The organism is Halorubrum rutilum, assembly GCF_042665015.1.
GTDB lineage: Archaea > Halobacteriota > Halobacteria > Halobacteriales > Haloferacaceae > Halorubrum > Halorubrum rutilum.
In genome coordinates this window covers 265130-290816 of record NZ_JBHTBL010000005.1, presented here as the reverse complement: position 1 = coordinate 290816, position 25687 = coordinate 265130, and the positions used below count along the sequence as shown (strand labels likewise).

Annotated in this window: 25 protein-coding genes; 10 read left to right on the top strand and 15 right to left on the bottom strand. The window is 71.7% G+C overall.

Going from position 1 to position 25687, the window contains the following annotated elements; genetic code table 11:
- Positions 1–59: 59 nt before the first annotated feature.
- The 5 genes from ACFQMF_RS07775 to ACFQMF_RS07755 form a co-directional block, all read right to left on the bottom strand.
- Entirely contained in the window at positions 60–296 is a 237-nt protein-coding gene (locus ACFQMF_RS07775; protein WP_256409564.1) for a DUF2061 domain-containing protein, read from the bottom strand.
- A gap of 72 nt (positions 297–368) precedes the next feature.
- On the bottom strand, positions 369–2327 hold the full coding sequence (gene acs, locus ACFQMF_RS07770; RefSeq protein ID WP_256409563.1) for an acetate--CoA ligase: 1959 nt from the start codon (positions 2325–2327) through the stop codon (positions 369–371).
- Positions 2328–2420: 93 nt separating this feature from the next.
- Positions 2421–3776 carry a GTPase HflX gene (gene hflX / locus ACFQMF_RS07765; RefSeq protein WP_256409562.1) on the bottom strand — a complete coding sequence of 452 codons (1356 nt, stop codon included), beginning with the start codon at positions 3774–3776 and terminating at the stop codon, positions 2421–2423.
- Positions 3773–4123 carry a DUF2209 family protein gene (locus tag ACFQMF_RS07760; protein ID WP_256409641.1) on the bottom strand — a complete coding sequence of 117 codons (351 nt, stop codon included), beginning with the start codon at positions 4121–4123 and terminating at the stop codon, positions 3773–3775. Before ACFQMF_RS07760 ends, hflX begins: the two co-directional genes overlap by 4 nt.
- A gap of 196 nt (positions 4124–4319) precedes the next feature.
- The gene (locus ACFQMF_RS07755; RefSeq protein ID WP_256409561.1) at positions 4320–5369 is read right to left on the bottom strand and encodes a threonine aldolase family protein; all 1050 of its coding nucleotides are present in this window, start codon (positions 5367–5369) and stop codon (positions 4320–4322) included.
- 111 nt (positions 5370–5480) lie between these two features.
- Between ACFQMF_RS07755 and ACFQMF_RS07750 the strand changes: the two genes are divergently transcribed.
- Positions 5481–7007: a carboxypeptidase M32 gene (locus ACFQMF_RS07750; RefSeq protein ID WP_256409560.1), complete on the top strand. Its 1527-nt coding sequence runs from the start codon at positions 5481–5483 to the stop codon at positions 7005–7007.
- Position 7008: 1 nt separating this feature from the next.
- On the opposite strand, the gene ACFQMF_RS07745 is transcribed toward ACFQMF_RS07750, so the two are convergent.
- Positions 7009–7626 (bottom strand): hypothetical protein, encoded by a 618-nt coding sequence (locus ACFQMF_RS07745; protein ID WP_256409559.1) that lies wholly within the window; start codon positions 7624–7626, stop codon positions 7009–7011.
- A 265-nt stretch (positions 7627–7891) separates the two neighbouring features.
- The gene (locus ACFQMF_RS07740; protein ID WP_256409558.1) at positions 7892–9064 is read right to left on the bottom strand and encodes a 3-dehydroquinate synthase II; all 1173 of its coding nucleotides are present in this window, start codon (positions 9062–9064) and stop codon (positions 7892–7894) included.
- Positions 9065–9219: 155 nt separating this feature from the next.
- On the opposite strand from ACFQMF_RS07740, the gene ACFQMF_RS07735 reads away from it, so the two are divergent.
- A complete protein-coding gene (locus ACFQMF_RS07735; RefSeq protein ID WP_256409557.1) occupies positions 9220–10791 on the top strand; it encodes an HTTM domain-containing protein in 1572 nt (523 codons plus the stop codon).
- A gap of 53 nt (positions 10792–10844) precedes the next feature.
- On the opposite strand, the gene ACFQMF_RS07730 is transcribed toward ACFQMF_RS07735, so the two are convergent.
- The 4 genes from ACFQMF_RS07730 to trpC all read right to left on the bottom strand — a co-directional run bounded on the left by ACFQMF_RS07730 (position 10845) and on the right by trpC (position 14726).
- Positions 10845–11636, bottom strand: a complete 792-nt coding sequence (locus ACFQMF_RS07730) for a 2-amino-3,7-dideoxy-D-threo-hept-6-ulosonate synthase (RefSeq protein WP_256409556.1) — start codon at positions 11634–11636, stop codon at positions 10845–10847.
- Positions 11637–11718: 82 nt separating this feature from the next.
- Positions 11719–12618: a tryptophan synthase subunit alpha gene (trpA, locus tag ACFQMF_RS07725; protein ID WP_256409555.1), complete on the bottom strand. Its 900-nt coding sequence runs from the start codon at positions 12616–12618 to the stop codon at positions 11719–11721.
- Positions 12619–13923: a tryptophan synthase subunit beta gene (trpB, locus tag ACFQMF_RS07720; protein ID WP_256409554.1), complete on the bottom strand. Its 1305-nt coding sequence runs from the start codon at positions 13921–13923 to the stop codon at positions 12619–12621.
- Entirely contained in the window at positions 13920–14726 is an 807-nt protein-coding gene (gene trpC, locus ACFQMF_RS07715; RefSeq protein ID WP_256409553.1) for an indole-3-glycerol phosphate synthase, read from the bottom strand. The genes trpB and trpC overlap by 4 nt, the downstream gene beginning before the upstream one ends.
- A 134-nt stretch (positions 14727–14860) precedes the next feature.
- On the opposite strand from trpC, the gene ACFQMF_RS07710 reads away from it, so the two are divergent.
- Entirely contained in the window at positions 14861–15325 is a 465-nt protein-coding gene (locus ACFQMF_RS07710) for an MGMT family protein (RefSeq protein ID WP_256409552.1), read from the top strand.
- Between the two features lie 32 nt (positions 15326–15357).
- Here the strand turns inward: ACFQMF_RS07710 and ACFQMF_RS07705 are convergent, their stop codons facing one another.
- Entirely contained in the window at positions 15358–15837 is a 480-nt protein-coding gene (locus ACFQMF_RS07705) for a DUF302 domain-containing protein (RefSeq protein WP_256409551.1), read from the bottom strand.
- Between the two features lie 126 nt (positions 15838–15963).
- Between ACFQMF_RS07705 and ACFQMF_RS07700 the strand changes: the two genes are divergently transcribed.
- Positions 15964–16392: a desampylase gene (locus ACFQMF_RS07700; protein WP_256409550.1), complete on the top strand. Its 429-nt coding sequence runs from the start codon at positions 15964–15966 to the stop codon at positions 16390–16392.
- 512 nt (positions 16393–16904) lie between these two features.
- On the opposite strand, the gene ubaA is transcribed toward ACFQMF_RS07700, so the two are convergent.
- Positions 16905–17768: an SAMP-activating enzyme E1 gene (ubaA, locus tag ACFQMF_RS07695; protein ID WP_256409549.1), complete on the bottom strand. Its 864-nt coding sequence runs from the start codon at positions 17766–17768 to the stop codon at positions 16905–16907.
- Positions 17769–18070: 302 nt separating this feature from the next.
- Here ubaA and ACFQMF_RS07690 point away from each other — a divergent pair, with 302 nt between their 5' ends.
- Positions 18071–18334, top strand: coding sequence for a MoaD/ThiS family protein (locus ACFQMF_RS07690; protein WP_256409548.1), 264 nt, complete (start codon positions 18071–18073; stop codon positions 18332–18334).
- 34 nt (positions 18335–18368) lie between these two features.
- Here the strand turns inward: ACFQMF_RS07690 and ACFQMF_RS07685 are convergent, their stop codons facing one another.
- A complete protein-coding gene (locus ACFQMF_RS07685; RefSeq protein ID WP_256409547.1) occupies positions 18369–19388 on the bottom strand; it encodes a PLP-dependent cysteine synthase family protein in 1020 nt (339 codons plus the stop codon).
- A gap of 150 nt (positions 19389–19538) precedes the next feature.
- Here ACFQMF_RS07685 and ACFQMF_RS07680 point away from each other — a divergent pair, with 150 nt between their 5' ends.
- Complete coding sequence (locus ACFQMF_RS07680; protein WP_092565923.1) at positions 19539–19838, top strand: sulfurtransferase TusA family protein; 300 nt, start codon at positions 19539–19541, stop codon at positions 19836–19838.
- Between the two features lie 2 nt (positions 19839–19840).
- Positions 19841–20176: a rhodanese-like domain-containing protein gene (locus tag ACFQMF_RS07675; protein WP_256409546.1), complete on the top strand. Its 336-nt coding sequence runs from the start codon at positions 19841–19843 to the stop codon at positions 20174–20176.
- Between the two features lie 475 nt (positions 20177–20651).
- On the opposite strand, the gene ACFQMF_RS07670 is transcribed toward ACFQMF_RS07675, so the two are convergent.
- Positions 20652–21860 (bottom strand): YeeE/YedE family protein, encoded by a 1209-nt coding sequence (locus ACFQMF_RS07670; protein ID WP_256409545.1) that lies wholly within the window; start codon positions 21858–21860, stop codon positions 20652–20654.
- Positions 21861–22015: 155 nt separating this feature from the next.
- Between ACFQMF_RS07670 and ACFQMF_RS07665 the strand changes: the two genes are divergently transcribed.
- From ACFQMF_RS07665 to ACFQMF_RS07655, 3 genes are read left to right on the top strand one after another with little or no spacing between them, the layout of a single operon-like run.
- Positions 22016–23395, top strand: a complete 1380-nt coding sequence (locus ACFQMF_RS07665; RefSeq protein WP_256409544.1) for a beta-propeller fold lactonase family protein — start codon at positions 22016–22018, stop codon at positions 23393–23395.
- On the top strand, positions 23365–24519 hold the full coding sequence (locus ACFQMF_RS07660; protein WP_379791794.1) for a sulfurtransferase: 1155 nt from the start codon (positions 23365–23367) through the stop codon (positions 24517–24519). The genes ACFQMF_RS07665 and ACFQMF_RS07660 overlap by 31 nt, the downstream gene beginning before the upstream one ends.
- The gene (locus ACFQMF_RS07655) at positions 24516–25565 is read left to right on the top strand and encodes a YncE family protein (protein WP_256409542.1); all 1050 of its coding nucleotides are present in this window, start codon (positions 24516–24518) and stop codon (positions 25563–25565) included. The genes ACFQMF_RS07660 and ACFQMF_RS07655 overlap by 4 nt, the downstream gene beginning before the upstream one ends.
- The last annotated feature ends 122 nt before the right edge of the window (positions 25566–25687 follow it).

Here is a 25687-nt window from a genome sequence, read left to right as displayed (position 1 = left end):
TTCGGTTTTCGAATTATTTACGAAACGAGCTTCGCTCCGCCGGGGCGAGGACGACCCCCTCAGACGCCGTCGGCGATCCCCCAGGCGACGTGGTCCCACAGCCGCTCGTACGCGTAGTACGTCGCGGTCTTGACGACGTTGGCCACGAGTCCGATGTTCACGGCGGCGCCCGCGTCTCCGACGACCGCCCACGCCACGAGCACCGTGATCGCGACCATGAGCGCGCGGTAGCAGAGGGTCTTCGCGACCGCTCGCTTCCGGTCGTGAAGCGCGGAGCGGGAGACGAGCGTTCCCATACCGACGGGTCGGACGCGACGCTTAAGAAACCCATAGACGTTTCTAACTATCTTCAAAGAAACTATTTGTGGTTACTCCTCGCGAACCGACGACTCGATCTCGCCGACGACCTCGGGGTTCCGGAGCGCGCTGACGTCGCCGAACTCCTCGCCCCGGGCGATGTCCTCCAGCAGGCGGCGCATGATCTTCCCCGAGCGCGTCTTCGGGAGGTCCGGGGTGAACACGGTCCGGTCCGCGCGGGCGAGGTCGCCGACGGAGCGGGCCAGCTCGTCGCCGATCGCCGCCCTGAGGGCCTCGTCCGGCTCGACGTCGCTCCGGGTCGTCACGTAGGCGACGATGTCGCCGTCGCCGTCGCCGACGACCGCGGCCTCCGTGACGCCCTCGACGCCGACGATCGCCGACTCCAGCTCGGCGGTGTTGAACCGCCGCGCCCGCACGTTGATCACGTCGTCGACGCGACCGAGAATGGTTACGTAGCCGTCCTCGTCGACGGTCGCGCCGTCGCCGGTGCGGTAGCGCCAGCCGTCCTCGGCCTCGACCCAGTACTCGCGGCGGTAGCGCTCGTCGCCCTCGCGGAGCCCGCGCAGCATGCCGGGCCACGGCGAGTCGATCGTGAGGTACCCCGGTTCGCCCGGGTCGACCGGCTCCCCGTCCTCGTCGACGACGCGCGCGTCGATGCCGGGCAGCGGCGGGCCGACCTTCCCCGGTTTCATCGGCGTGACCCCCGGCAGCGTCGCGAGCGCGATGGCGCCCGTCTCGGTCTGCCACCACGTGTCGACGACCGGGGCCTCGCTCCCGCCGACGTGCTCGCGGTACCAGCGCCACGCCTTCGGGGTGATCGACTCCCCGACAGTGCCCAGCAGGCGGATCGACGAGAGGTCGTGGCGGTCGGGGTACTCCGCGCCCCACTTCATGAACGACCGGATCGCGGTGGGGGAGGTGTAGAAGACGCTGACCGCGTTGCGCTCGATCAGGTCCCAGACGCGGTCGCGGTCCGGGTAGTCCGGGGACCCCTCGTAGAGGACGGTCGTGGTCCCGACCGACAGCGGACCGTACACGCCGTAGGAGTGGCCGGTGATCCACCCGATGTCGGCGGCGCACCAGTAGGTGTCCTCGGGTCTGACATCGAGGACGTTCCGGGTGGTCCACGCGACGTGCGCGAGGTAGCCGCCGGTCGCGTGCTCGACGCCCTTCGGGCGCCCCGTGGTCCCGGAGGTGTACATGACGAAGAGGAGGTCGGTGGCGTCGCGCGCGACCGGGTCGACCGTCTCGCCGTCGTGCGCGTCGACGAGCGGCTCGTACCCGTGCTCGTCGTCGCCGAGCGACACGTCGAGCGCGTCCCCGAGCCGGTCGACGACGACCGTCGCCGCGAGGTCGGCGTCGGCCCGGAGCCGGGCGTTGTCCGCCTTCGACTTCTGGTTGAACGCGTCCTCCCGGCGGTAGTAGCCGTCGCAGGTGATCAGGTACGACGAGTCGGCCGCGTCGAGCCGCGTCGCCAGCGCCTCCGCCGAGAGCCCCGCGAAGACGACGTTGTGTGGCGCGCCGATCCGGGCGCACGCCAGCATCGCGATCGGCAGCTCCGGGACCATCGGGAGGTACAGCGTCACCACGTCGTCCTCCGCGACGCCGAGCTCCCGCAGCCCGGCCGCGAGCGCGTTCACCTCGCGGTGGAGGTCGCGGTACGTGTACGATCGCCGCTCGCCGCGCTTGCCGAACCACCGGATCGCGAGCTGGTTCCCGCGCTCGTCGAGGTGCCGATCGACGCAGTTGGCCGCGGCGTTGAGCCGGCCGTCCGGGAACCACTCGTAGAAGGGCGGATCGCCGTCGTCGAGCACCGTCTCGTACGGGCGCTCCCAGTCGAGGAGGTCGGCGGCCCGGCGCCAGGCCGCCGGCCCCTCGGCCGCGAACGCGTCGTACACCCCCTCATCGCTCGCGACGGCCCGCTCGCTGAACCCGGTCGGCGGCTCGACCGCGTCGTCGTCGGCGACGAGTCGGTCCCGCCGTCGGCCGTCGACTCCGGCGTCGTCCATGGTATCCGTTCGCAAGTGAAGGAATGTATACTTTGTCCGAAACCCCGGGAGATGAGAGGGGCCGACCGGGGGAGGGGGGCGCCGCCGAGTCGTCTACGTCGACTCCGCGGGCGCGAGCCCCGCCGCCTTCGACCGGGCGCGGGCCACGACCGAGGGCTTGGCCTCGAAGTCGACGGTCACCTGGTCGCTCGCGTACGACTCCTCGTCGACGTGGCCGTGGTCGTGGATCCACGAGACGAGGCTCATCGCCTCGTCGGAGACGGGAAGGACGAGCCGCTCGCGCTCCCAGTCGGGGAGCTCGGCCTCGACGCGGTCGCGCAGCTCCGCGACGCCCGCGCCCGTCTTCGCCGAGACGGCGACCGGGTCCGGCGCGACGCCCGAGAGCGCGCCGCGCTTGTCGGCGAGCTCGCCGGGCGCGAGCCGGTCGACCTTGTTGAACACCGTGACGACGGGGGCCTCGTTGCGCTCGTAGAGGGTGTCGTGGCTCGTGACGAGCTTCTCGCGCATCGCCTCGACAGGCTCGCTCGCGTCGACGACGAGCAGCACGAGGTCGGCGCGGTAGACGGAGTCGAGCGTCGACTCGAACGACTCCACGAGCCAGTGGGGCAGGTCCGCGATGAACCCGACCGTGTCGGTGAGCAGGACGTCGCGCTTCTCCATCTCGGCGCGGCGCGTGGTGGTGCCGAGCGTGGTGAACAGCATGTCCTGCGACTCGGCGGTGGTGTCGAGGTCGGGGTGGCGGTCGGCGTTCTCGTCGACGTCGATCTCGGCCGCGAGCCGGCGCATCAGCGTCGATTTCCCGGCGTTGGTGTACCCCGCGAGCGCGACCAGGTCGAAGCCGGAGTCGCGGCGCTGCTCGCGGCGCGCCTCCTCCTTCTCCGCGATCGACTCCAGCTCGTCGCGGATCTCGGAGATCTGGCGTTTGATGTCGCGCTCGACGCTCTCGTCGTACTCGCCGAGCCCCATGAACCCGGGGCGCTCGTCGCGCTTCGCGAGGCTCGCCTTCGCCTCGGCGCGCGGGAGCTCGTACCGGAGCTCGGCGAGCTCGACCTGCAGCTGCGCCTTCCGGGTGTTGGCGCGCTGGCCGAAGATCTCGAGGATGAGCGTGAACCGGTCGATCACCTCGACGCCCTCGGGGAGCTTCCCGCCGACGTTGAACGTCTGGTAGGGCCCCACGTCGTTGTCGACGATGACGGCGCCGGCGTCGGTCCGGCGGACGAGCTCGCGCAGCTCCGCGACCTTCCCCTCGCCGAACATGAACGCGGCGTCCTCGGTGCGGGTCTGCGAGAGCTCGCCGACGACCTCGTACCCCGCGGCCGCGGCGAGCTGGCGGATCTCGGCCAGGTCGGCGTCGCCGGCGTCGACGCGCTTGGCGACGACCGCCCGCCGCTCTCGGGGGACCGATTCGGCGTCCGCGTCGGCGTCCGCGCCCTCGACGCTCCCCGTCATAAGAGGAGGTCTCGGGCGGCGTACGCGGCGTGGTGTGCTGCCTGCACTGTTTCGCGCTCCCCTATGCTCTCGACGTATTTAAACTCGGGTCGGAAGCTCGGCCCGACCCGCTCGGCCGGCTCCTCGTAGAACTCGCCGTGCTCCGCGACGATCGGGCCGTCCGGCGGCTCCGGCAAGTTCCCGACCGCGGTCGCCACGAGCTCGAGCGTCGCGTCGAGCGAGGGCCCCTCGCGCGCGGCGGCGAACCCCGTCCCCTCGACCGACCGGATCCGGGTCGAGTCGATCCGGGCGCGGACCGCGGCCGCGACCATCAGGTACTCGCCGTCCTCCTCGTGGCGGCCGCTGATGTCGACGCCGACGACCTCAGGGACGGGCGCCGGCCACCTCGGTTCGCCTGGACCGCGACGCCGCACCGGTCGATATCGGTTCCATGGCCCCGCGTACGTCGCCCGCCGAGTTGAACGTTTCCGTGGCGTGCGCGCCGGTCGGGCGACTCCGGGCCGCGGACGGACGCCTCCCCGAGCTGACGGCACCGCCGCCCCCTCAGGCCGACAGCGCCGCGACCGCGTCGCCGATCCGGTCGACCGCCTCCTCGACGTCGTCCGCGTGGACGTCGAGGTGGGTCGTGAACCGCGTCGTGTGCTCGTCGAACTCGACGCAACCGACGCCGGCCGCCTTGCAGGCCTCCACGAGGTCGGCGGCCGGAATCTCGGCCTCGTCGGAGTGCGCGACGACGATGTTGGTGTCCGGCGCGGGCGCGTTCACCCCGTCGAGCGCGTCGAGCCCGGCGGCGAGCCGCTCGGCGTTCGCGTGGTCCTCGGCGAGCCGGTCGACGTTCTCCAAGGCGAGGAGGCCGGGCGCGGCGATCATCCCGGCCTGTCGCATCCCGCCGCCGAACAGCTTCCGGACGCGGCGCGCCTCCTCGATGAACCCCTCGTCGCCGGCGAGGACCGAGCCGACCGGCGCGCCGAGCCCCTTCGAGAGGCAGAAGGTGACGCTGTCGACCGGGTCGACGATCGCGCTCGCGTCGACGCCGAGCGCGACCGCGGCGTTGAACAGGCGGGCGCCGTCGAGGTGGACCGGCACGCCGGCGTCGCGGGCGACGTCGGCGGCCGCGGCGATCCCCTCGACGGGGACCGCGACCCCACCGCGGTAGTTGTGGGTGTTCTCCAGCGACAGGAGGCCGGTGCCGGGGCGGTGGAGGTCCTCGCTCACGAGCCCCTCGCGCACCTCCTCCGGGGTCGGGACGCAGCGTTCGCCGGCGTCGACCGTCCGTGTCTGCGCGCCGGAGAGCTTCGCCGCGCCGGCGAGCTCCCACCGGTAGATGTGCGACTCGCGCTCCAGGAGGAGCTCCTCGCCCGGCTCCGTGTGGACGTGGACGGCGATCTGGTTCGCCATCGTCCCGGAGGGGACGTAGAGGGCGGCCTCGGCGCCGACCGCCTCGGCGGCGCGGCGCTCCAGCTCGTTGACGGTCGGGTCGTCGCGGTACACGTCGTCGCCGACCTCGGCGGTCGCGGCCGCCTCGCGCATCTCGGCCGACGGCGCGGTGACGGTGTCGGATCGCAGGTCGATGGTGTCCTCGTCGATGTCCATCCGTTGCCGGCGGTTCGGCGGCCGGCCGGAAATAGGTCGCGCTCGGGGGCGGGCCGCTCCGAGGAGTCCGTGTTCGGTCCCTTCTTAACCGACGCGGCCGATCCATGGCGTATGGCAACGGAAGCCGCGGCCGACGACGCGACCGACGCCCCCGAGGCGTACGAGGCCCTCCTAGACCGCGTTCGCCGCTGGAACGCGGTCGGGAGCGCCGCCGGCGTGCTCGGGTGGGACCAGCAGGTGATGATGCCCGAGGGCGGCACGCCCGCCCGGTCGAAGCAGCTCTCGGCGCTCTCGTCGGTCCGACACGACATGATCACCGACGAGGAGACCGGCGAGCTGCTCGACGCGCTCGACGGCGCCGAGCTCACCGACGAACGAGAGGCGGTCCTCCGCGAGGTCCGCCGCGAGTACGAGCGCGCCGACGCCGTCCCGGTCGAGCTCGTCGAGGAGATCTCCGAGACCGGCTCGGAGGCGCTTCAGGCGTGGGAGGAGGCGAAGGCCGAGGACGACTTCGAGGCGTTCGCCCCCTACCTGGAGAAGCACGTCGAGCTCAAGCGGGAGTACGCCGAGCATATCGACCCCGACCGGGACCCCTACGCGGTCCTCTTCGAGGAGTACGAGCCCTGCCTCTCGATCGGTCGCGCCGAGTCGATCCTGGAGGAGCTCCGCGAGACGCTCGTCCCCATGATCGACGCGATCCGCGAGTCCGACGCGGACCTCGCCGTCGACACCTTCGAGGGGACCTTCCCCGAGGACGAGCAGGAGGCGCTCGCCCGCGAGGCGCTCGAACTCGTCGGCTACGACTTCGACCGCGGCCGCCTCGACGTCTCCTCGCATCCGTTCACGTCTGGGAACCAGTTCGACTGCCGGGTGACCACCCGGTTCGACGAGTCCGACCCGCTCGGCGCGATCGGCTCGACGATCCACGAGTACGGCCACGCGCAGTACGTCCTCGGGCTCCCGCGGGAGGAGTGGGGGACCCCGCTCGGCGACGACCGCGACCTCTCGGTCCACGAGTCGCAGTCGCGGCTCTGGGAGAACCACGTCGGCCGGAGCCGGGCGTTCTGGGAGCTGTTCCTCCCGCGGTTCAAAGAGCGGTTCCCGGAGACCGAGGAGGCCACGGTCGAGGACGCCTACGAGGCGGTCAACCAGGTGTACGAGGACAACCTCATCCGGGTCGAGGCGGACGAGCTCACCTACCACCTCCACATCGTCGTCCGGTTCGAGATCGAGCGCGACCTGGTCCGCGGCGACCTCGCGGTCGAGGACGTGCCCGAGGTCTGGAACGACAAGTACGAGCGGTACCTCGGGATCCGGCCCGACACCGACAGCGAGGGGTGCCTCCAGGACATCCACTGGAGCCACGGCAACTTCGGCTACTTCCCGACCTACTCGCTCGGCTCGGTCATGGCCGCGCAGCTGTTCGAAGCGGCCGAGGAAGAAATCGACGACCTCGACGCGAAGGTCGCCGACGGCGACTTCGACGACCTCCAGGCGTGGCTCGGCGAGAACGTCCACCGGCACGGCTCGCGCTACGAGACGAACGAGCTGGTGGAGCGGGCGACCGGCGAGGCGCTCTCGGCGGACGCGTTCACCGACTACGTCGAGGCGAAGTACGGCGAGCTGTACGGGCTATAGCTCAGACGCCCAGCCGGAACCCGGTCATCAGGACGATCAGCGCGAGCATGACGGCCGCCTCGAACAGCCCGACGACGAGGTTCTTCCTCTCGATCGATTCGAGCCGCGAGGCGTCGGGCTCCGGCGAGAGCGTCTCGTAGTACGCGCTGAGCTGGAGGCGGTGAGGCACCGCCAGCCCGAACGCGAACAGCCCCCAGCCGAGGCCGAGCGCGAGCCCGGACCACGCCCCGGCGAACCCGTAGCCGAGCCCGAGGCCGGGCGTCAGGAGGACGGTCCCCGAGAGCACCGTCGTGAGCGAGAAGCCGACGAGGAAGAAGACGGCCTTCGGAATGAGAGCCGCGTTCACCGCGGCCGACGCCTCCTCGTCAAGCCCGCCCAGCGTCGGCCCGATGATCGCCGGGAAGATCAGCGCGAACCCGAACCACACCGCGCCCGCGGCGACGTGCGTGTAGAAGAGCAGTTCGGTGCTCGCGAGCGCGAGGCTCGCGGCGAAAAACGCCAGCGGCACGAGGAGGCTCCCGGCCGCGAACGCCGGATTCGCGGCCTCCGCGAGGTGCCGAACCCGCTCGACGAATCCCAACTCCGCGACGCGACGACCGCCTTCGTTCGCGACTGCCATAGGAGCCGATCACGAACCGACGTGAAATGCGTTCTGGTCGACACGATCTCGGCCGCTTCTCGGCGGCCGGGGTTCGCTCGCTGTCGCGGTCTCGTCGGCGGTGGTCGCACCGCGTTCGCTCGGCCGGCTCGCTACAGTGGCCTCGCGTTCGCTCGGCCGCTCGGCTCGCGGTTTCACCGCTCCCCACGAGACCTCACGTCGTTCGGTCTCGCTTCTCGCCGGCGGAGGCCGGCTCGCTACAGTGGCCTCGCGTTCGCTCGGCCACTCACTTCTCGATGATGCTCTCCTCCACCGCCTCGCCGAAGTGCCGCGCCACGTCCTCGTAGTAGACGAGCGCCTCGTCGCCCTCCTCGAGGTCGGTGACCGCCTTCTTCCCGTCAGCGGTCGCGACCTTCACCGTCTCGGCGTTCTGGATCAGCGTCTCCACGCGGTCGACGCCCTCATCGGTCTCCACCTCGGCCTGGATCCGGAACATCGGCCGCTTCTCGATCTTCACGCGCCCGACGATCGCCTCGCGGGTGCGGCCGTCGGTGTCGACCACCTGCACCTCGTCGCCGCTGGAGAGCTCCGCGAGGTAGTTCGTGCCGCCCTCCGCGTTCCGGACGTACGCGTGGACGGCCCCGGCGTTCACCCGGAAGGGGCGCGACTCGACGTACGGCGACTCCGCGGTTTCGGCGTGCACGAAGAACAGCCCGCGCGACATCGACCCCACGAGCATCCCCTCGTCGTCGTCCATCAGCGAGCCGGTGTCGATGCAGACGCGGTCGGCCATCCCGGTGCGCTCGACCGCGGTCACCTCGGCGTGCCGGAGGTCGAGCGTCTCGCGGTCGGCGGCGTCGCGGGCGTCGACCGCGCCCCGGATCTCGTCGGGGTCGCCCGAGTCGAGGAGCACGCCGTCGGCGCCGATCTCCAGCGTCTCGAAGGCGGTCCGGGCCTCGGCGGCGGTGGTCGCGCCGGCGACGAGGTGCGTCTCCTCGCCGACCCGCGCGATCAGGTTCTCCAGCGGGATGATCGACCAGTCCTCGCCGACGACGATCGTGTACTCGGCGTCCGCGGCCGCCTCCTCGGCGAACCGCTCGTACTCGGTCCCGAGCACGCGGACGTACACGCCCTGCGCGCGGTCGTCGCGCCGGCGGACCGTCGTCAGGTCCGCCGAGCCGGAGAAGTCGTCCGGGAGGTCGATCGTCCCGTCGCCCTCGCCGCCCTTGCCGACGAAGTAGGCGTCGGCCTCGGCGTCGCTCTCGGCGTCGTCGATGACGTCCGCCTCGGAGCGGAACGCCGCGACCGAGATGTCGCCCAGCTCGCGGACGCGCCCCACGTCCGCCTCGTCGACGAGCACCCAGTCCGCGCCGGCCTCGATGGCGGCCGTGACCCGTCGCTTGCGCGCCTCCCAGTCGCCGACGCTCCCGTCGGCCTTCACCCAGACCGTGCGTGTCATTGTCGGAACCTCACGGCGGGCGGGCTTGAAAACTGCGGAAGGGTCGCGCGTTGCGGCCGACGCTGCGACGCGGTCGGACGCCGTGCCCGACGCCGCGCCTCCGGAGACGACAAAGCACTTATCGCTGAGATGGCACCTACGACCCGAAGCACCGAATGACGCCACTACGCGAGCGGCTCTCGAACGCGGCCCCCCGGGACGCCGCGACGCGCGACGCCCTCCGCGAGCGCGCCGCCCCCTGCCTCGGGGTCGACCCGCGCGCGCTCGGCGCGTTCCGCATCGCGCTGGCGCTCCTGCTCCTCGGGGACCTGCTCGTCTACCGGCTCCCGGGGCTGCGCGCGTTCTACACCGACGAGGGCGTCCTGCCGCGCTCGACGCTCGCCGAGGTGTACCCGACGCTGGAGGCCGTCTCGATCCACGCGGTGTCCGGGTCGGCGCGGGTCCAGGCGGCGCTGCTCGCGCTCGCCGCGGGCGCCGCCGTCTGCCTGCTCGTCGGCTACCGGACGCGGGCGTCGACGGCCGTCTCGCTCGTCCTCCTCGCGTCGCTGTACGCCCGGAACCCGTTCGTGATCAACGGCGGGAACACGATCCTGGTCGCGTTCCTGTTCCTGGCGCTCTTCCTCCCGCTCGACGCCCGGTGGTCGCTCGGCGGGAGCCGGCGGAGCGACCGTCGCGACCGGGACGAACTCGACGGACGGGGCGACCTTGACGAACGGGACGGCGACGAGCGGGGAACCGGAAGCGACCGGCGAGTCTGTTCGCTCGGGACGGCCGTCGCCCTCCTGACGCTCGTGTCGATCTACGCGGCGAACGCGGTCTCCAAGTACCGGAGCGACGCGTGGATGTCGGGCGTCGCGGTCCCGCGGATATATCAGGTGGAGGAGTTCGTGGTGGGACTGGGCCCGCTCATCTCAGAACGGACCGCGGTCCTCGCGGCGGTGAACTGGCTCTGGATCGCGCTCCTCGCGGCGTCCGTCCTGCTGCTCGTCCCGTCCGAGCGACTCAGGACCGGCGTCGTCCTGTCGTTCGTCGCCGCGCACCTCGGGATGGCCGCGACGATGCGTCTCGCCGTCTTCCCGTTCGTCATGATCGCGGTCCTCCTGCTGTTCCTCCCGCCGCGGGTCTGGGACGCCGTCGAGGGAGTCGCCTCGAAGGCCCGCGTCCCAGCCCGGCTCGCGGCCCCCGCGCTCCGGAGCGACGGCGGGAGCGCGGACGCGACCGCGTCGGCGCCGTCGGTCCCGTCGGGGGTTCGCCGCGGGGTCCGAGTGGCGGCCGCCGTCCTGCTCGTCGGCTTCTTCGTCGCGCTCGTGTGGTGGCAGGCCGCGGGGGTCGGGCTCGTCGACCTCCCGGCGTCGGAGTCGACGGGCGGCCTGTCGGAGGTGAGCTGGTCGTTCTTCGCGCCGAACCCGCCGGACACGTCCAGCTGGTACGTCGTCCGGGCCACCCTCGACTCCGGCGAGTCGGTCGACGCGCTCGGCGGCGGGGCGGTGGCGTTCGACCGGCCCCCGGACGCCGCTGAGACGTACCCGACGACCCTCTGGCACCAGTTCGGACACCGGACGCGGTACGCCGGCGAGACGCGGTACCGCCCGGTGGCGGCGTACGTCTGCGAGCGAGCGGACCGGAGCGTGGAGTCGGTGACCGTCTTCCACGTCGAACAGGAGGTCGGACCGACCGGGCCGGTCGGACCGCCGGAGCCGCAGAAGCGTATCACCGCCGCCTGCTGACGCGTCGTTCCCCCTCGTCGACGCGGAGCGATTCAACGCGTCCCGAGGCGTCCCTACGCCTCGATGAACCCGCCCGCCCGGAGCGCCTCGTCGACGCCGGCGTCGTCGTGGACGATCGCCGAGACGGCGCGGGCGATCCCCTCCGGGTCCTCGTGCTGGAAGATCGACCGTCCCATCGACACGCCGGACGCGTCGCCGTCCATCGCGCCGCGGACCATCTCGACGGTCTCGCGGTCGGTCCCCTTCGAGCCGCCGGCGATGACGACCGGGAGCCGGGTCGACTCAGTGACGCGGGCGAACGAGTCGCCGTCGCCGGAGTAGCCGGTCTTCACCACGTCGGCGCCGAGCTCCTCGGCGAGCCGGACCGCGTGCCCCAGCGACTCCGGGTCGGTCTCGTCGACGCCGGGGCCGCGCGCGTACGCCATCGCGAGCACGGGGAGCCCGAGACGCTCGGCGTCGGCGGTCAGCTCCGCCAGCTCCTCGATCTGGTCCGGCTCGTGGTCGGAGCCGACGTTGATGTGGAACGAGACCGCGTCGGCGCCCGCGCGCACCGCGTCCTCGGCGGTCGCCGTGACGCGCTTGTCGCTCTCGTCGGGGCCGATCGTCGTCGACCCGTTGACGTGGACGATGTAGCCCGCGCCGTTCTTGTTCGGGTGGACGCGCTCCGCGACGCCGCGCTGCGTGAGGACCGCGTCTGCCCCGCCGCGCGTGACGCCGTCGATCGTCGACTCGATGTCGACGAGGCCGTCGACGGCGCCCATCGTGATCCCGTGGTCCATCGGGACGATGAGGTACCGGTCGTTCGTGGAGATGCGGTCGAGTCGTGCCGAGAGTCCTGCTGTCATGGTGGGTTCGGTCGTTGTGTGAGAGTGTGGCAATCGCAGGTAAGTGGGTTTCGTTCGGGGTCGTATTGGCTCGAACCCCCGGTCACCGCGACTCGGGCGCGCCGACGCGGGCGGCGTGGCCGCGCTCGGCGCCCGCCTTCAGCTCCCGCGAGAGCGCCTCAAGCCGGTCCGCGACCGCCTCGGTCGACAGGTCCGCCTCGACGCCCTCGGCGACGATGTCGACGAGCGCCGAGCCGACGATGACCCCGTCGGCGCCGCCGGCGACGATGCGCTCGGCGTGCTCGCCCGAGGAGATGCCGAACCCGACCGCCTTCGGCACGTCGTACTCGGCGAGCCGGTCGAGGCTCTCCGTGGTCTGGTCGGAGACGTCGTCGCGCGCGCCGGTCGTCCCGAGCCGCGCCTGCACGTAGACGTACCCCGACACGCGACCCATGATCCGGTCGAGCCGGTCGCCGACCGTGGTCGGCGCGACGATGAAGATCAGGTCGAGGCCGAACTCGTCGCACGCCTCCCGCAGCGGGTTGGCCTCCTCGGCCGGGAGGTCGGGGACGACGAGCCCCTCGATGCCGGCCGCGGCGGCGCGCTCGACGAAGGGGCGGGGGCCGGTCTCGCTCGCGGTTTCACCGCTCGCGTCCGAGGCGCGCTGCGCCTCGCTATCCCCGTACTGATAAATGAGGTTGTAGTACGTCATGCAGACGAGCGGCGCGTCGACGTCGAGCTCCTCGGCGAACGCGAAGAACCGGTCCGGCGTCATCCCGCCGTCGAGCGAGCGCACGAGCGCCCCCTGGATCGTCGGTCCCTCGGCGATCGGCTCCGAGAAGGGCAGCCCGAGCTCGATGACGTCGGCGCCGCCGCGGTCGAGCGCGCGGACGTACTCCAGCGACGCCTCGTAGGAGGGGTCGCCGACGGCGAGGTAGGGGACGTAGGCGGGGCCGTCGGCGAACGCCTCGGCTATCGCGGCCGAGTTGCCCGTCTCCGCCATTCAGATCCCCCCCGTGAACATCGACATGTCCGGCGCCTCGTCGACGTCGCGCTTGTCCGTCTCCTCGATGGCGGCGTCGAGGTCCTTGTCGCCGCGCCCGGAGACGTTCACGACGACGCGCTCGCCGAGCTCCTCGTGGCGCTCCTCTAAGAAGCCGAAGGCGTGCGCCGTCTCCAGCGCGGGGATGATCCCCTCCGTGCGCGAGAGCCGGTGGAACCCCTCCAACGCGGCGTCGTCGTCGACGGCGACGGGGCTCACGCGCCCCTCGTCGACGAGGTACGCGAGCTCCGGGCCGACCCCGGCGTAGTCGAGCCCGGAGGAGATCGAGTGGCTCTCCATGATCTGTCCGTCGGAGTCCTGCAGGAGCTTGGTGCGCGCGCCGTGGAGCACGCCCTCCTCGCCGGTGTACAGCGAGGCGGAGTTCGGGGCGACGCCGGCCTCCTCGTCGACCTCCAGCGTCGAGCCGCCGGCCTCGACCGCGTGGAGCGCGACGTCCTCGTCGTCGACGAACGCGGCGAACGACCCCATCGTGTTCGAGCCGCCGCCCGCGCAGGCGACCACGTCGGTCGGGAGCTCGCCGGTCTTCTCGATCGCCTGCGCCCGCGCCTCCTCGGAGATGACCGCCTGGAAGTCGCGGACCATCACCGGGAACGGGTGCGGGCCGACGATCGACCCGATGACGTAGTGGGTGTTCTCGACGGTGGTCGCCCAGTCGCGCATCGTCTCCGAGATGGCCTCCTTCAGGGTGCCGCGGCCCGCCGTGACCGGGTTCACCTCGGCGCCGTTCAGCTTCATCCGGAAGACGTTGGGGCGCTGGCGGTTGATGTCGCGCTCGCCCATGTAGATCTCGCAGGGCATGTCGAGGTGGGCGGCCGCCATCGCGGTCGCGGTGCCGTGCTGCCCGGCGCCCGTCTCGGCGATGATCCGCTCCTTCCCCATGTACTTCGCCAGCAGGACCTGGCCGAGGGCGTTGTTCAGCTTGTGCGCGCCGCCGTGGAGGAGGTCCTCGCGCTTGAGGTACACCTCGCGGTCGTAGCGCTCGGAGAGCCGGTCGGCCCGCTGAAGCGGGATCGGGCGACCGCCGAAGTCCGCGAGCCGCTCGCGGAACTCGTCCATGAAGCCGTCCTCGTTGTCGAGGACGTACCGCTCGTAGGCGTCGGTCAGCTCCTCGATCGCCGGCATCAGCGCCTCCGGGACGTACTGGCCGCCGTAGCGGCCGAACTTCCCGTCCTCGCGGCCGCGCTGGCGGCCGGGGCGTCGCGACAGCTCTCCGGTCTCGATCGTCGTTGGCTCGGTTTCGCTCATGTGGGTGTCTCCGTGGTGTCTCGGTGGTCTCCGTCGTCCGCCTCCGCCCGCGTCAGCGCCCGCGTGTTCGCCTCGACGTCGCCGTCCATGATCGCGCTCCCGACGAGCAGGGCGTCGGCGCCGGCCGCCCGCATCCGGCGGACGTCGGCGGGCGAGCCGATCCCGCTCTCCGCGATCAGCGTCACCTCGTCCGGGACGTGGGGCGCCACGGACTCGAAGGTTCCGAGGTCGACGACCAGCTCCGCGAGGTCGCGGTTGTTCACGCCGATCGTCGTCGCCCCCGCGTCGAGCGCCCGCGTCAGCTCCTCGCGGTCGTGGACCTCGACGAGGACTTGGAAGCCGCGCTCGCGGGCCGCGGCGAGCAGGTCCGGGAGGTCGTCGCCGACGAACCGCGCGATCAGGAGGACGACGTCGCTCTCGACGGCGTCGAGCTGGGACTCGGCGACGACGAAGTCCTTGCGGAGGACCGGCACGTCGACGGCCTCGCGGACGCGTTCGAGCACCGCGACGCTCCCGCCGAAGTGCTCGGGCTCCGTGAGCACCGAGAGCGCCGCGGCGCCGCCGGCGACCATCCCCTCGGCGAGCGCGACGGGGTCGTCCTCGCGGGCGCCGTCGGTGGTCGGACTCGTCGGCTTGACCTCGGCGATCAGGGGAACCCGGCCGTCGGCCTCGGCGCGGTCGAACGCGGCCCGCAGGTCGCGCGGGTCGACGTCGACGCGGTCGGTTCGGCCCTCGGCCGCCCGGTCGCGCGCGGCCGACAGTATCGACCTGACCGCGGGGGCCAGCTCGGTTGTATCCTCCATTACTGTACACTAATGCACGTATCTGTTCATAAGACTTGCGGGGCCGGCCGTCCGCGGGGCGCGCCGTGGGCCGCACGGGCCCGACGCGGGATTCGCCCCCTCGTTTTAACCGTCGGGCCCGTCGTGTGACGGGTATGAATACGACGGGAACGTCGGGCGTCTTCGCCCGCGAGTTCGCGGCCCTCGACCGAGCGGTCGAAGTCGGCTTCGCCGGCGGGCGGGTCATCTCGGTGTCGTTCCCGGCGGACGTGCCGGCGGACGCGGAGCCGGACCACGAGCTGCTCGACCGGATCGGCGCGTACGTCCGCGGCGAGCGCGACGAGTTCGCCGACGTCGCCGTCGGGCTCACGGTGCCGACGGACCGGCGCGACGTCCTCGAAGCGCTCCGCACGGTCCCCTACGGCGAGGAGGTGTCGGTGAGCCGGCTCACGCGCCTGGCCGCGCTCGACGCGGACGACCCCGACGACCTCGAACTCGTGCGGAACGCGCTCGACGAGAACCCGGTCCCGCTCCTCCTCCCGGACCACCGGGTACAGGGCGGGCCGCACGCCACGCCGGGGGCGGTGCGGAACGCGCTCCGGCGGGTCGAGGGGCTGTAGCGGAGGCGGTTCGAAGCCGCGGTTCCGCCGGTCTACCCCTCCGGTGCCCGCTCTCGCCCGTGCTCCTCGATGTTCTCCCAGACGACCGTCATCAGCTCGCCGGTCTTCTCGACGAGGTCCTCGACCGCGCCGCCGGCGTCGGCGGGCGCGCAGCCGAGGTCGCGGATCGCCTTCGTCGCCGACGTGTGGTGGACGTGCACCCGGTCGTCGCCCTCGCGCTCGTAGACGATGGTGGTACAGGGGAGCATCCCGGCGAGCGTGGGGTCGATCTCGATCGCGTCGAACGCGATCTCTGGGTGACAGACGACGATGAGGGCGGTCCGCTCGACGTCGTCGTGGCCGAGCATCCCCTCGATCATCCGGTCCAACCGCGTGACGCGCACCGTCTCGAAGTCGGCGAGCTCGTGTTCGATCTGCACGAAGGGGACCGCGTCGTCGAACGGCATGTCGAGGGTCGTGTGGAGCGCCTCGTCGGCGGTCGGCGCCGGCGACCCGTGCTCGGCGTCGCTCATGCCAGCGACTCCGACCGCGGCGGCAAAACCCTCCGCTAGCCCGTCAACGACTGCCGCTACCTGTGACGGAGCGCGGCCCTTGCCGGTCGGGACGGACTTATCGGTCGGAGTCGCCTTCGCTCGGCCATGATCGAACTCTCGCGAGCGGTCTACGACGACATCGTCTACCACGCGTACGGCGGCGGCGAGGCGGAGGTCTGCGGCGTCCTCGCCGGCACCCACGGGACCGACGGCGAGCCGAGCGTCGTCACCGACACGTATCAGGCGGAGAACGTCGCCGACACGCCCCAGATCCGCTACCTCATCGACCCCGAGGAGCAGTTCGAGCTCATCGAGACGATCGAGGGCGACGGGCTCGACGTGGTCGGCTTCTACCACTCGCACCCCACGGGCCCGACCCACCCGAGCGAGACGGACGCCGCGCGGGCGACGTGGCCGGACCACTCGTACGTCATCTGCGCGCTCGACGGCTACCCGTTCGTCGGCTCGTGGCGCTGGCGGGGCGACGAGGAGGCGTTCGAACAGGAGACGGTCTCGGTGCGGAGCGAGCGGTAGGACGCGTTCGAACGCGACATCCGCGTGTGCGTCTCGGAGTCGGCGGTGTCAGGCTTCGCGGTCCCGACCGTTCGTTTATACGTGGTTGATTCCGAGTCGGCGGTGAAGACCGCCACGGTCCCAGCCGCTCGGCTGTACGCGGTCGACGTCGGATCACCGGTGAACACCTCCAAAGCCCCAGAAACGAGGGCGAGTTACGCTCGCTGCGCTCCTCGGTCGGTCGCTTTCGCTCCCTCCCTGCGGTGCTCTCGTCGCCTAACTCGCCCTCGTTTCTGCCCCTTTGAGTCCCGCCCGACTGCACCGCCCCGCAGCCTCACGCCTCCCCAGCCTCGTCGCTCCCTTCGGTCGCGACTCCCTCGCACGCGCTCCTCGCGGCCGCCGAGGGCGGCCGCTCGCAGGCGCGCGCCACCGCATCGTTTCTGGGTTAGCTCGCGTCGTTGACGCTCACGCTCCTTGAGTGTAGGTCGCGGCCGGTGCTTCGCTGAAAAGAAAATTTCGCCGAGCGTCGGGCCTCAGTCGTCCGCTTCGATCTCGGGCTCCGCCTCGTCGTCGCCGCCGACGTCGATGGCGCACGAGGCGTTGTACTCGACGTCCTGCACCGACTCGATGGCGGGGTCGTCGCCGCACACCGGGCAGTCGTCCTGCTTGGGGATCTCGACCTTGTCGAACTCCATGTCGAGCGCGTCGAAGAACAGCATCGAGCCGTCGAGCGACTCGCCCTCGCCGATGACGTGTTTCACCGTTTCGGTCGCCTGCAGGCAGCCGACCGTTCCGGGGAGCACGCCGAGAACCCCGGCGGTCGCGCAGTTCGGGACCATCCCGGCCGGCGGCGCCTCGGGGAACAGACAGCGGTAACACGGCGAGTCGTCGTCGCCGGCGAACGTCGTCACCTGCCCCTCGAACTTGAAGATGGAGCCGTGCGAGAAGGGGATCCCGGCGAGGGTGCAGGCGTCGTTGACGAGGTACCGCGTCGCGAAGTTGTCCGTGCCGTCGACGACGAAGTCGTAGCCGTCGATGAGGTCCTCGATGTTGTCCGAGGTGACCCGGAGCTCGTGTTTCCGGACGTCGATGTCGGGGTTCAGCCCCTCGACGAAGTCGGCGGCTGAGTCGACCTTCTTCCGGCCGACGTCGTCGTTCCCGTGGATGACCTGGCGCTGGAGGTTCGACAGCTCGACCTCGTCGTCGTCGGCGATTCCGAGCGTGCCGACGCCGGCGGCGGCGAGGTACTGGATGATCGGCGCGCCGAGCCCGCCCGCCCCGAGGACGAGCACCTCGGCGTCGAGCAGGGCCTTCTGGCCCTCCGGGCCGACGTCGTCCATGATGATGTGTCTGGAGTAGCGGTCGAGCTGCGTCGGATCGAGATCGAGGTCGCTCATTCGGCCGCCCTTATCGCCGCGAACGCATAAGCCGGCCGCCCACCGGCGCGTCCTGCCGGCATCTCGGAGGTGCGTCCTGTCCGCACGACCGGCGACGCGTTCGGGGACGGCCGGGGACGACACCGGCGACGGTTCCGACGACGCCGACCCGCTTCCCGTCGCCAACCCCCGCCCCGTCGCCGACGCGGGACCGTCGGTCGGAACCGGCGCGAGCGGACCGTGGCGGGACGCCGGTCGTGTTAGGCCGTGGCCGCGGTTGCCGTCGACGCGTCCCTTTTTGGACTGGGACGCGAACGTGACGTATGGCAACGATCAAGCTGCCGGCCGTCCTCGTCGGCGGGTCCGCGACCTCGGAGGTCGAGGTCAAGGGCGCCACCGTCCGCGAACTGTTCGACAACCACGCCGACGAGCACGGCCCGGAGCTCCGGGACAGCGTGCTCGAAGACGGCGAGATCAAGGAGTTCATCAACGTCTACGTCGAGGGGACGCCCGTCGACGGCGTCGACGCCGAGGTCCCGGCCGACGCGCAGGTCCGCGTCATCCCGGCCGCCTCCGGCGGACGGTAACGGTTCAGTTTCTTTCCTCGCGAAGACGGCCCGTTTATAAATAGTCCTCCCAGAGCGGGATGTCCGCGTACTTGTCGCCGCGGTCGCACAGCATGAACACGACCACGTCGTCGTCCGCGAGGTCGCCGGCCGCGTCGAGGTTCGCCACTACCGCGGCGCCCGCGCCCGCAGACGTGCCCACGACGAACTGGTCGCCGACGCGGAGGTGCTCGCGGACCGTCGCCTCGTCGTGCTGGCCGGGGTCGGCGACGGGGACCGAGTCGTCGAGGTAGCGCTCCCGGAGGGCCCGCGCCCGGTCGTAGGCGTCCGAGGTGGTGACGTACTCCGTCCGGTCGAGGACCGACTCGTCGTACGTCTCGGGGTGGTAGTGGTCGCCCGTCTTGAGGAATTTGAGACCGTCGATGGCGTGGAGCTGCTCGTCCGGCTCGAAGCCGACGACCTCGACGGCGCCGTCGCTCAGGTCGGTCAGGCCGCGGCCGGTCCCCGTGATCGTCCCGCCCGTGCCGACGCCGGCGACGAAGTGGGTCACGTCGCCGTCGGTCGCCTCGTAGATCTCGCGGGCGGTCGTCCGCTCGTGGGTGCCGGGGTTGTCGGGGTTCTCGTACTGGTTCGGGCGGAAGTACGCCTCGGGGTCGGCCGCGATGATCGCCTCGCAGCGTTCGATGACGGCGTCGTAGCCGAGGTTGGCGTCGACGAAGTGGATCTCCGCGCCCGCGTCCCGGACCGCCTCGACCTTCCCGCCGGCGGCGTTGTCCGGCATGACGATCTCGACGTCGTAGCCGCGGGCGGCCGCGAGCCGGGCCACCTCGCTGCCGGTGTTGCCGGAGGTCGGCTCGATCACGGTGACGCCGGGCTCCAGGTCGCCGCGCTCCTCGGCGCCGTCCAGCATCCCCTTCGCGATCCGGGACTTGATCGACCCGCCGCCGTGCGGGGCGTCGTAGAGGTTGAACCACTCCGCCTTCGCGTACACGTCCGCGTCGGCCTCGATGTCGAGGTCGAGCTCCACGAGGGGCGTCTCGAAGATCGTCGACTCGTCGACGACGTACTCGCTCATGGGTTCCGTAGGTCGCTCCCCGATAAGAGTCCGACGGAAACGGTCGTCTCGACGGCTATCGCGGTCGTGCGCCGCGATCGCCCGTCCGAGATACGGGAGAAGCCTGCCGCACACGAAAGGGGTTACCGGGCGAGACGCGTACCGGTCCGTATGAGTCAACCATCGTGGGACGACGTCGTCGAGATGCCCGACGAGCTCGACGACGAGACCGCCGAGTCGCTCCTGGCGGACGCGACCGAGGTACAGGACATGACCGGCGAGGTCTGCCCGTACCCCCAGGTCGAGGCGAAGAAGGCCATCGCGGGGCTCTCGCCCGGCGACGTGCTGGTCCAGAAGACGGACCACGTCCCGAGCACGGAGAACGTCCCGAAGGCGGTCGGCGACGACGCGACCGCCAAGGTGTGGAAGTCCGGCGACGGCCGCTACCGCATCTTCATGCGGAAGGAATGATCATGGTCGAGGAACTCACCCCCGAGGAAGTCAACGAGCGCGTCCAGCAGGGCGACGTCCGCGTCATCGACACGCGACCGCCCGAACAGTACGAGCAGGGGCACATCCCCGGCGCGATCAACGTGCCGCTGGGGGACCTCCCCTCCCGCGTCCCCGACATCGACTGGGACGACACCGACGTGGTCTGCGCCTGTCCGGTCGGCCAGTCGTCGAAGCAGGCCGCGATGCTGATCCAGAGCTACGAGGGCGTCGAGGACGGCGTGCTCGTCGCCAGCATGTCCGGCGGCTACGAGGAGTGGGACTTCGAGCTGGAGACCGGCGCGGCGGCTGACGCCTGAGCCGGCGGTCGAAGTTTTTGCTGGTATTCTCGTCTTTGAGAGGCTTCACGGCCGAGAGTCGTCGGCGCCGATTCGGTACTGACTATGCCGGTGCGGCGGCGCGCGCCTGCGAGCGGCCGCCCCCGGCGGCCGCGAGTCAGCGCGTGCGAGGGAGTCGGTGGTCCGGAGCAACGCGGAGGACCACCGACGAGGCTGGGGAGGCGTGAGGCTGCGGTTGCGGGGCTGTGCGGGGGAGGGACTCAAAGGGGCAGCCGGCTCCGGGAAGACGGGCGACGCCAGGACCGCAGAGAACGAGCGCAGCGAGTGATTGAGGACCGCAGCGAGCCCCTCGACCGGAGCCGGCTGGGGCTTTGGAGATGTTCTCCGCGGTGGTTTCTCAGAGGAGCGTGCATACGGCTTCAAGAGATACCACGTCCTTACAGATCGGCCCGTAGTCGTCCCGATCAGCGGCTTCGAATCCGGTCGAGAATTCCTCTTAGATCGCGCAGCCGACCTCGCGGTACATGTAGTGGGTCATCACGTAGACGCCGAGGATGATCCCCGCGCCGGCCAGGAATGAGTGAATCGACAGCAGCGCGACCCCCGAGAAGAGGTTCGCGATGTTGCAGCCGGCCGCGAGCCGCGAGCCGACGCCCATCAGGAGCCCGCCGACGGCGTAGTTGGGCACCCGGTTCAGCTTCGGCTTCCGGACCCGGAAGTCGCCGGAGGCGTACGCGGCGAGGAAGGAGCCGACGATCAGCGACGCGATCATGATCATGTCGATCGTCAGCGAGACGTCGCCGTCGCGGAACAGGATCGACCCCCAGTACTCGACGCTCGCGACGTCGAACCCGGCGCCCGCGAGCAGGTAGCCGGCCCAGCGCGCCTCGCTCCCGGTGATCGCCCAGTGGCCGTGCACGTAGAACCAGAGGCTCGCGACGAGCGCCATCGCCACGCCCGCGGTCCGCGCGTCCCACGAGTCGCGGAGCCGGACCGCGAGGGGCCGGTCGTCGTCGCGGAGCCCCCGGGCGTACGCGACGGTCCCGTCGGCGATGCCGCGCAGTCCGACCGAGACCGCCGAGAGCGTCCGGGAGGCGCCGAGCGCGGCCTGCGCGCGGGTGTCGGCCCCCACGCCGGTCCCGCCGGAGGGGTCGTCCGGGAGGGCGCTTCTCCCCTTCACGAACGCGTACGCGAGGGTGCCGACCGCGACCGCCAGCGCGCCCGTGATCGCCGGCGAGAACGGGAGCGAGAGGTACAGCGTCTGCCCCTCGAACGGGTTCAGGGTCTGGAAGTAGTACGTCTCCGCGACCGGGAACGCGAACGCGAAGAGGACGTAGCCGACGAACATGAACAGGAGGACGAGCCAGAACTGGAGGTACCCCTGCCCGGCGCGGTAGAGGGTGCCCGAGGCGCAGCCGCCGGCGAGCGTCATCCCGAGCCCGAAGACGAAGCCGCCGAACAGCGAGCCGAGCCCCCACGCGGGCGTCCAGAAACCGCGGAAGTAGCCGAACGTAGCCTGGACGCTCCAGAAGACGGTCATCACCGCGATGCCGGCGAGCAGTCCCTTCAACACGCGGGTGTCCTTGAACGCGACGAAGTCGCGGAACGCGCTGACGAAGCAGAACCGCGCCTTCTGTAACAGCACGCCGAACGAGAGCCCGACCGCGACCGAGATCCCGACGTAAGCGACGGGCGAGAGCATCATTACCGGAGCGGAGTGCGCCCGCACCTAAAACGTCGCTGAAGACGGTAACGGTGCGCACCGGTCGGAGGAACGAGCAACACTTGCTCCTATGTGACACACGGGGCAACGAAGCGCGCGTCCGAGAGCCCTTTACGCGCGAGCCGCGTCGTGGGCGTATGAGCGACGACTGCGGCTGCGGAGCGAACGACGCGGCGTCGAGCGCCTCGGCCGACGGGGGCCCCGGCGCGTCGGGCGGCGCGGGACCGCGCCCCGCGAAGGGGAGCGAGCTGGCCAACGACGACCGGCGGAACCCCTTCGCCGACGGGATCGACCGGCGGCGCCTCCTGCAGGCCTCGGGGGCCGTCGGCGCGACGACGGCGCTGGCCGGCTGCTCGGGGGGAAGCGACGGCGGGGGCGGCGACGAGCCCGCGCCGACGATGTTCGTCTTCAACAACGGGGACCGGACGCTGAGCGTCATCGACACGGAGAGCGACGAGCTGCTCACGACCGCGTTCCTCGGCACGACCGCCTCCTTCCCGGCCAACCAGTACGCCACGGGCATCGACGACGAGCACGACGTGCTCTGGCTGAACGTCTCGGGCGGCGTCCGGGCGTTCGACCAGCGCACGCTGGAGGAGCTCGCCTTCGTCGAGACGGGGTACGGCCCGAACTACCCGAACGTGACGCCCGACGGCGAGCACCTCCTGATCGCCTCGGGCGGGACGACCGGGATGGCGCCCGAGGGCGACGAGAACCACGCCATCTTCCGCGTCGACGCGGACCGCGACAGCGACGCCTTCGGCGAGGTGACCGCCGAGATCGAGACCGGCTACGTCGGTCCCTGCGACATGACGCTCGGCCCGGACGGCGACTACGCCTTCGTCGTCGACGTCGCCGACGAGGCGATCCGCGTGCTGAGCGTCGACCCCTTCGAGACGGTGACCCGGGTCGACGCCGGCGAGCCGGTCACCGAGGGCAACGTCCTCCCGTTCATGTGCACCGCCTCCTTCGACGGGGAGCTCCTCCTCGTCGAGAACGGCGAGGGGACGCTCGGCGGCGACCCCGAGGTGCCCCGCGAGGGCTCCGAGAGCGTCTGGGACATCTCCGATCCGGAGAGCCCGGAGGAGATCGCGAAGGTCACCCGCGACGACGGGCTCCCGGGCGCGCCGATCACGAGCGAGGTCGCCCCCGACAACACGGCCGCGTACCTCTTCATCCCCGGCGAGGGCGTCGGCGTGATCGACCTGGAGGCGAACGAGTACGCGACCACCCTCGACGTCGGCGGCAGCAGCATCGCCGGCGCCTGGGGGCCGAACCGCGAGAAGCTGTACGTCCCCGTGCAGGACGCGAACCAGGTCGCCGTGATCGACCACGCGAGCCGCGAGGTCGTCGCGACGGTCGAGGCCGGCGAGGCGCCCACCGGCGCGGTCGCCGGCACCGTTCGCCCGGAGGAGGACGCGGTGTCGCGGGTGCAGGCGTCGCTCGCCTCGCTCGGGATCACGTTCGGCGAGATGGAGGCCTCGTGGTGCATGGACGACCACTGCTACTGCGGATGACCCCCGATAGCGCGTCCGACGACGGGGACGTCGACGACGACCCCGACGACGGGAGCGCCGACGACGCCCGCGACGAGCGGGAGCCGGACCCGGCGTCGACCCGTCGCGGGCTCCTCCGGGCCGCGGCGGGCGCGACGGTCGCCGGCGCGGCGAGCACGGCCGGCTGCCTCGGCGTCTCGACCCCGGCCGACGTCGCCGCGCGGTACGAGGTGAGCGGGAACGTCGCCCACTTCGTCGGGCCGAGCTGGCTCGCCGACAACCGCGGGGACGTCGTCGTCCTCGACGCGCGGAACGCCGAGCGCTTCCGCGAGGAGCGGATCTACGGCGCCAGGCGCGTCCCGTTCGACGCGATCACGGGCCGGGAGTCGAGCGGCGCCGGCCTGGTTCCGGACGTCGAGGCGATCGCGGCCGCGTTCGGCGAGGTCGGCGTGTCGCCCGACGACGACGTCCTCGTCTACGGCGCGAGCGTCGGGTCCCGGGTGACCCGGACCGCGTTCGCGCTCGCGGCGCTGGGCCACGGCGGCTCGATCCGCGCCCTCAACGGCGGCCTCTCGGGCTGGAACGGTCGGCTCGGGACCGGTTCCCGAGACCGGGTCACGCCGACCGAGTACGATCCCGACCCCGCGGAGTCGGCGTGGGTCACCCGCGACTGGCTCGCCGATCGCCTCGGGACGTTCAACGGCGAGGGCCCCGGCCTCGTCGACGTTCGCGCCCCGGAGGCGTACCTCGGCGCGCCCGCCGCCGACGCCCTGAACCCCGACAACGACCGCCACGGGCACCTCCCGGGCGCGATCGGCGTCCACTGGGTCGGCAACGTCTCCGGCCGGCGGATGACCGACCCGGGCGAGCTCGTGGGGCTGTACGAGAACCGGGCCGAGCTGGACCGGTCCGGCACCGTCGTCGTCTACGGCGACGACAACGTCGACCCCACGTCGACGTGGCTGACGCTCCGGGCGATCGGCTTCGAGGACGTGCGCGTGTACGACGGCGGCTTCGGCGAGTGGGCGAACGTCGAGGGCGACCGCGGCCGCTACCCCGTCGAGACCGCGACGAGCGTCGTGATCGAGACGGAGGGGAGCGTCGGCGGCGACGACAGCAGCGGCGACTTCTCCTGTACGGGATGACGGGCGACGGGGCGGCCGACCGCGGCGACGCGGGCGACTCCGACCGCCCGCCCGACCGCGTCGTCGCGGTCCCCTGCGAGGGCGACGACGTCCTCGCGCTGTTCGCGCTCGCCGACGGCGAGCCGCTGGGCGAGGTCCCGGTCGGCAGCCACCCGGTCCACGCGACGACCGCCGCGGGGCGGACCTTCGTCGCGACGATGGGCGAGCGGGCGGTCACCGCGGTCGACCCGGACGGCGCCGTCTCGCGGGTCGAGACCGGCGTGCTCGGCCCCACGCATTTCGCGACCGCGAACGGCGAGCTGTTCGTCTCCTGTACCGCCGGCGACGCGCTCGCCGTCGTCGACCCCGAGTCACGGACGCTCGTCACCCGGATCGGGGTCGGCGCCGAGCCACACGAGGTCGCCGTCGCCCCGGACGGCGGTCGGCTCTACGCCGGCAGCCGGCGGGAGGGCGTCGTCGACGTCGTGGACCCCGTCGCCCGCGAGCGGCTCGGCGCCGTCGGCGTCGGGCCCGACGCCCGGGTGCAGGGCGTCGCGGTCGGCCCCGACGGCGACCGCGGCTACGCCGTCGACCAGGCGGGCGCTCGGATCGTCGCGTTCGATACGGACGGGGGTCTCGTCCGGCGCGACGGCGCGGGCGCCCCGACCGACGAGCCGGTCCTCGGGGAGGCCGCGGTCGGCGCGGACCCGTACGACCTCGTCGTCACGGCCGACCGGGTCTTCGTGCCCGGTCGCGATGACGGCGTCGTCCACGAGTTCGACCGCGACCTCGGGGTCGTCGCGGTCCACGAGGGGTTCGACCGCCCCGTCGACCTGTTCCGGATCGGCGGGGAGTGGTGGGTGCTCGACGCCGCCGCGCCCGGGCTCCGGTCGCTGTTGGGTGCCGTCGTCGAGACGCCGGCGCCGGGCCTCGTCGCCACCCGCGTCGGCGACCGGCTGGTCGTCTCGCACTACGACGACGACCGGGTCTCGCTCGTCGACGTCGAGGCGGGGCCGGTCTGGACCGCGGAGACTGGGGCGTACCCCTTCGGCTCCGTCGTCGTTTGACCGCGGACTCGCTCTCGCCGCGGGCTCGCTCCCGCTGCGGACCCGCTCCCGCCGCGGGCGACGCTCGACCCCCACCGGTGCGCCACTCGTCACAGACGGCGGGGAATCCTGCCGATGCCCGC

Excerpts from the sequence above, each read along its gene's own strand:
- ACFQMF_RS07775 (WP_256409564.1), bottom strand. The coding sequence starts at position 296 with ATGGGAACGCTCGTCTCCCGCTCCGCGCTTCACGACCGGAAGCGAGCG.
- acs (WP_256409563.1), bottom strand. The coding sequence starts at position 2,327 with ATGGACGACGCCGGAGTCGACGGCCGACGGCGGGACCGACTCGTCGCC.
- hflX (WP_256409562.1), bottom strand. The coding sequence starts at position 3,776 with ATGACGGGGAGCGTCGAGGGCGCGGACGCCGACGCGGACGCCGAATCG.
- ACFQMF_RS07755 (WP_256409561.1), bottom strand. The coding sequence starts at position 5,369 with ATGGACATCGACGAGGACACCATCGACCTGCGATCCGACACCGTCACC.
- ACFQMF_RS07750 (WP_256409560.1), top strand. The coding sequence starts at position 5,481 with ATGGCAACGGAAGCCGCGGCCGACGACGCGACCGACGCCCCCGAGGCG.
- ACFQMF_RS07745 (WP_256409559.1), bottom strand. The coding sequence starts at position 7,626 with ATGGCAGTCGCGAACGAAGGCGGTCGTCGCGTCGCGGAGTTGGGATTC.
- ACFQMF_RS07740 (WP_256409558.1), bottom strand. The coding sequence starts at position 9,064 with ATGACACGCACGGTCTGGGTGAAGGCCGACGGGAGCGTCGGCGACTGG.
- ACFQMF_RS07735 (WP_256409557.1), top strand. The coding sequence starts at position 9,220 with ATGACGCCACTACGCGAGCGGCTCTCGAACGCGGCCCCCCGGGACGCC.
- ACFQMF_RS07730 (WP_256409556.1), bottom strand. The coding sequence starts at position 11,636 with ATGACAGCAGGACTCTCGGCACGACTCGACCGCATCTCCACGAACGAC.
- trpA (WP_256409555.1), bottom strand. The coding sequence starts at position 12,618 with ATGGCGGAGACGGGCAACTCGGCCGCGATAGCCGAGGCGTTCGCCGAC.
- trpB (WP_256409554.1), bottom strand. The coding sequence starts at position 13,923 with ATGAGCGAAACCGAGCCAACGACGATCGAGACCGGAGAGCTGTCGCGA.
- trpC (WP_256409553.1), bottom strand. The coding sequence starts at position 14,726 with ATGGAGGATACAACCGAGCTGGCCCCCGCGGTCAGGTCGATACTGTCG.
- ACFQMF_RS07710 (WP_256409552.1), top strand. The coding sequence starts at position 14,861 with ATGAATACGACGGGAACGTCGGGCGTCTTCGCCCGCGAGTTCGCGGCC.
- ACFQMF_RS07705 (WP_256409551.1), bottom strand. The coding sequence starts at position 15,837 with ATGAGCGACGCCGAGCACGGGTCGCCGGCGCCGACCGCCGACGAGGCG.
- ACFQMF_RS07700 (WP_256409550.1), top strand. The coding sequence starts at position 15,964 with ATGATCGAACTCTCGCGAGCGGTCTACGACGACATCGTCTACCACGCG.
- ubaA (WP_256409549.1), bottom strand. The coding sequence starts at position 17,768 with ATGAGCGACCTCGATCTCGATCCGACGCAGCTCGACCGCTACTCCAGA.
- ACFQMF_RS07690 (WP_256409548.1), top strand. The coding sequence starts at position 18,071 with ATGGCAACGATCAAGCTGCCGGCCGTCCTCGTCGGCGGGTCCGCGACC.
- ACFQMF_RS07685 (WP_256409547.1), bottom strand. The coding sequence starts at position 19,388 with ATGAGCGAGTACGTCGTCGACGAGTCGACGATCTTCGAGACGCCCCTC.
- ACFQMF_RS07680 (WP_092565923.1), top strand. The coding sequence starts at position 19,539 with ATGAGTCAACCATCGTGGGACGACGTCGTCGAGATGCCCGACGAGCTC.
- ACFQMF_RS07675 (WP_256409546.1), top strand. The coding sequence starts at position 19,841 with ATGGTCGAGGAACTCACCCCCGAGGAAGTCAACGAGCGCGTCCAGCAG.
- ACFQMF_RS07670 (WP_256409545.1), bottom strand. The coding sequence starts at position 21,860 with ATGATGCTCTCGCCCGTCGCTTACGTCGGGATCTCGGTCGCGGTCGGG.
- ACFQMF_RS07665 (WP_256409544.1), top strand. The coding sequence starts at position 22,016 with ATGAGCGACGACTGCGGCTGCGGAGCGAACGACGCGGCGTCGAGCGCC.
- ACFQMF_RS07655 (WP_256409542.1), top strand. The coding sequence starts at position 24,516 with ATGACGGGCGACGGGGCGGCCGACCGCGGCGACGCGGGCGACTCCGAC.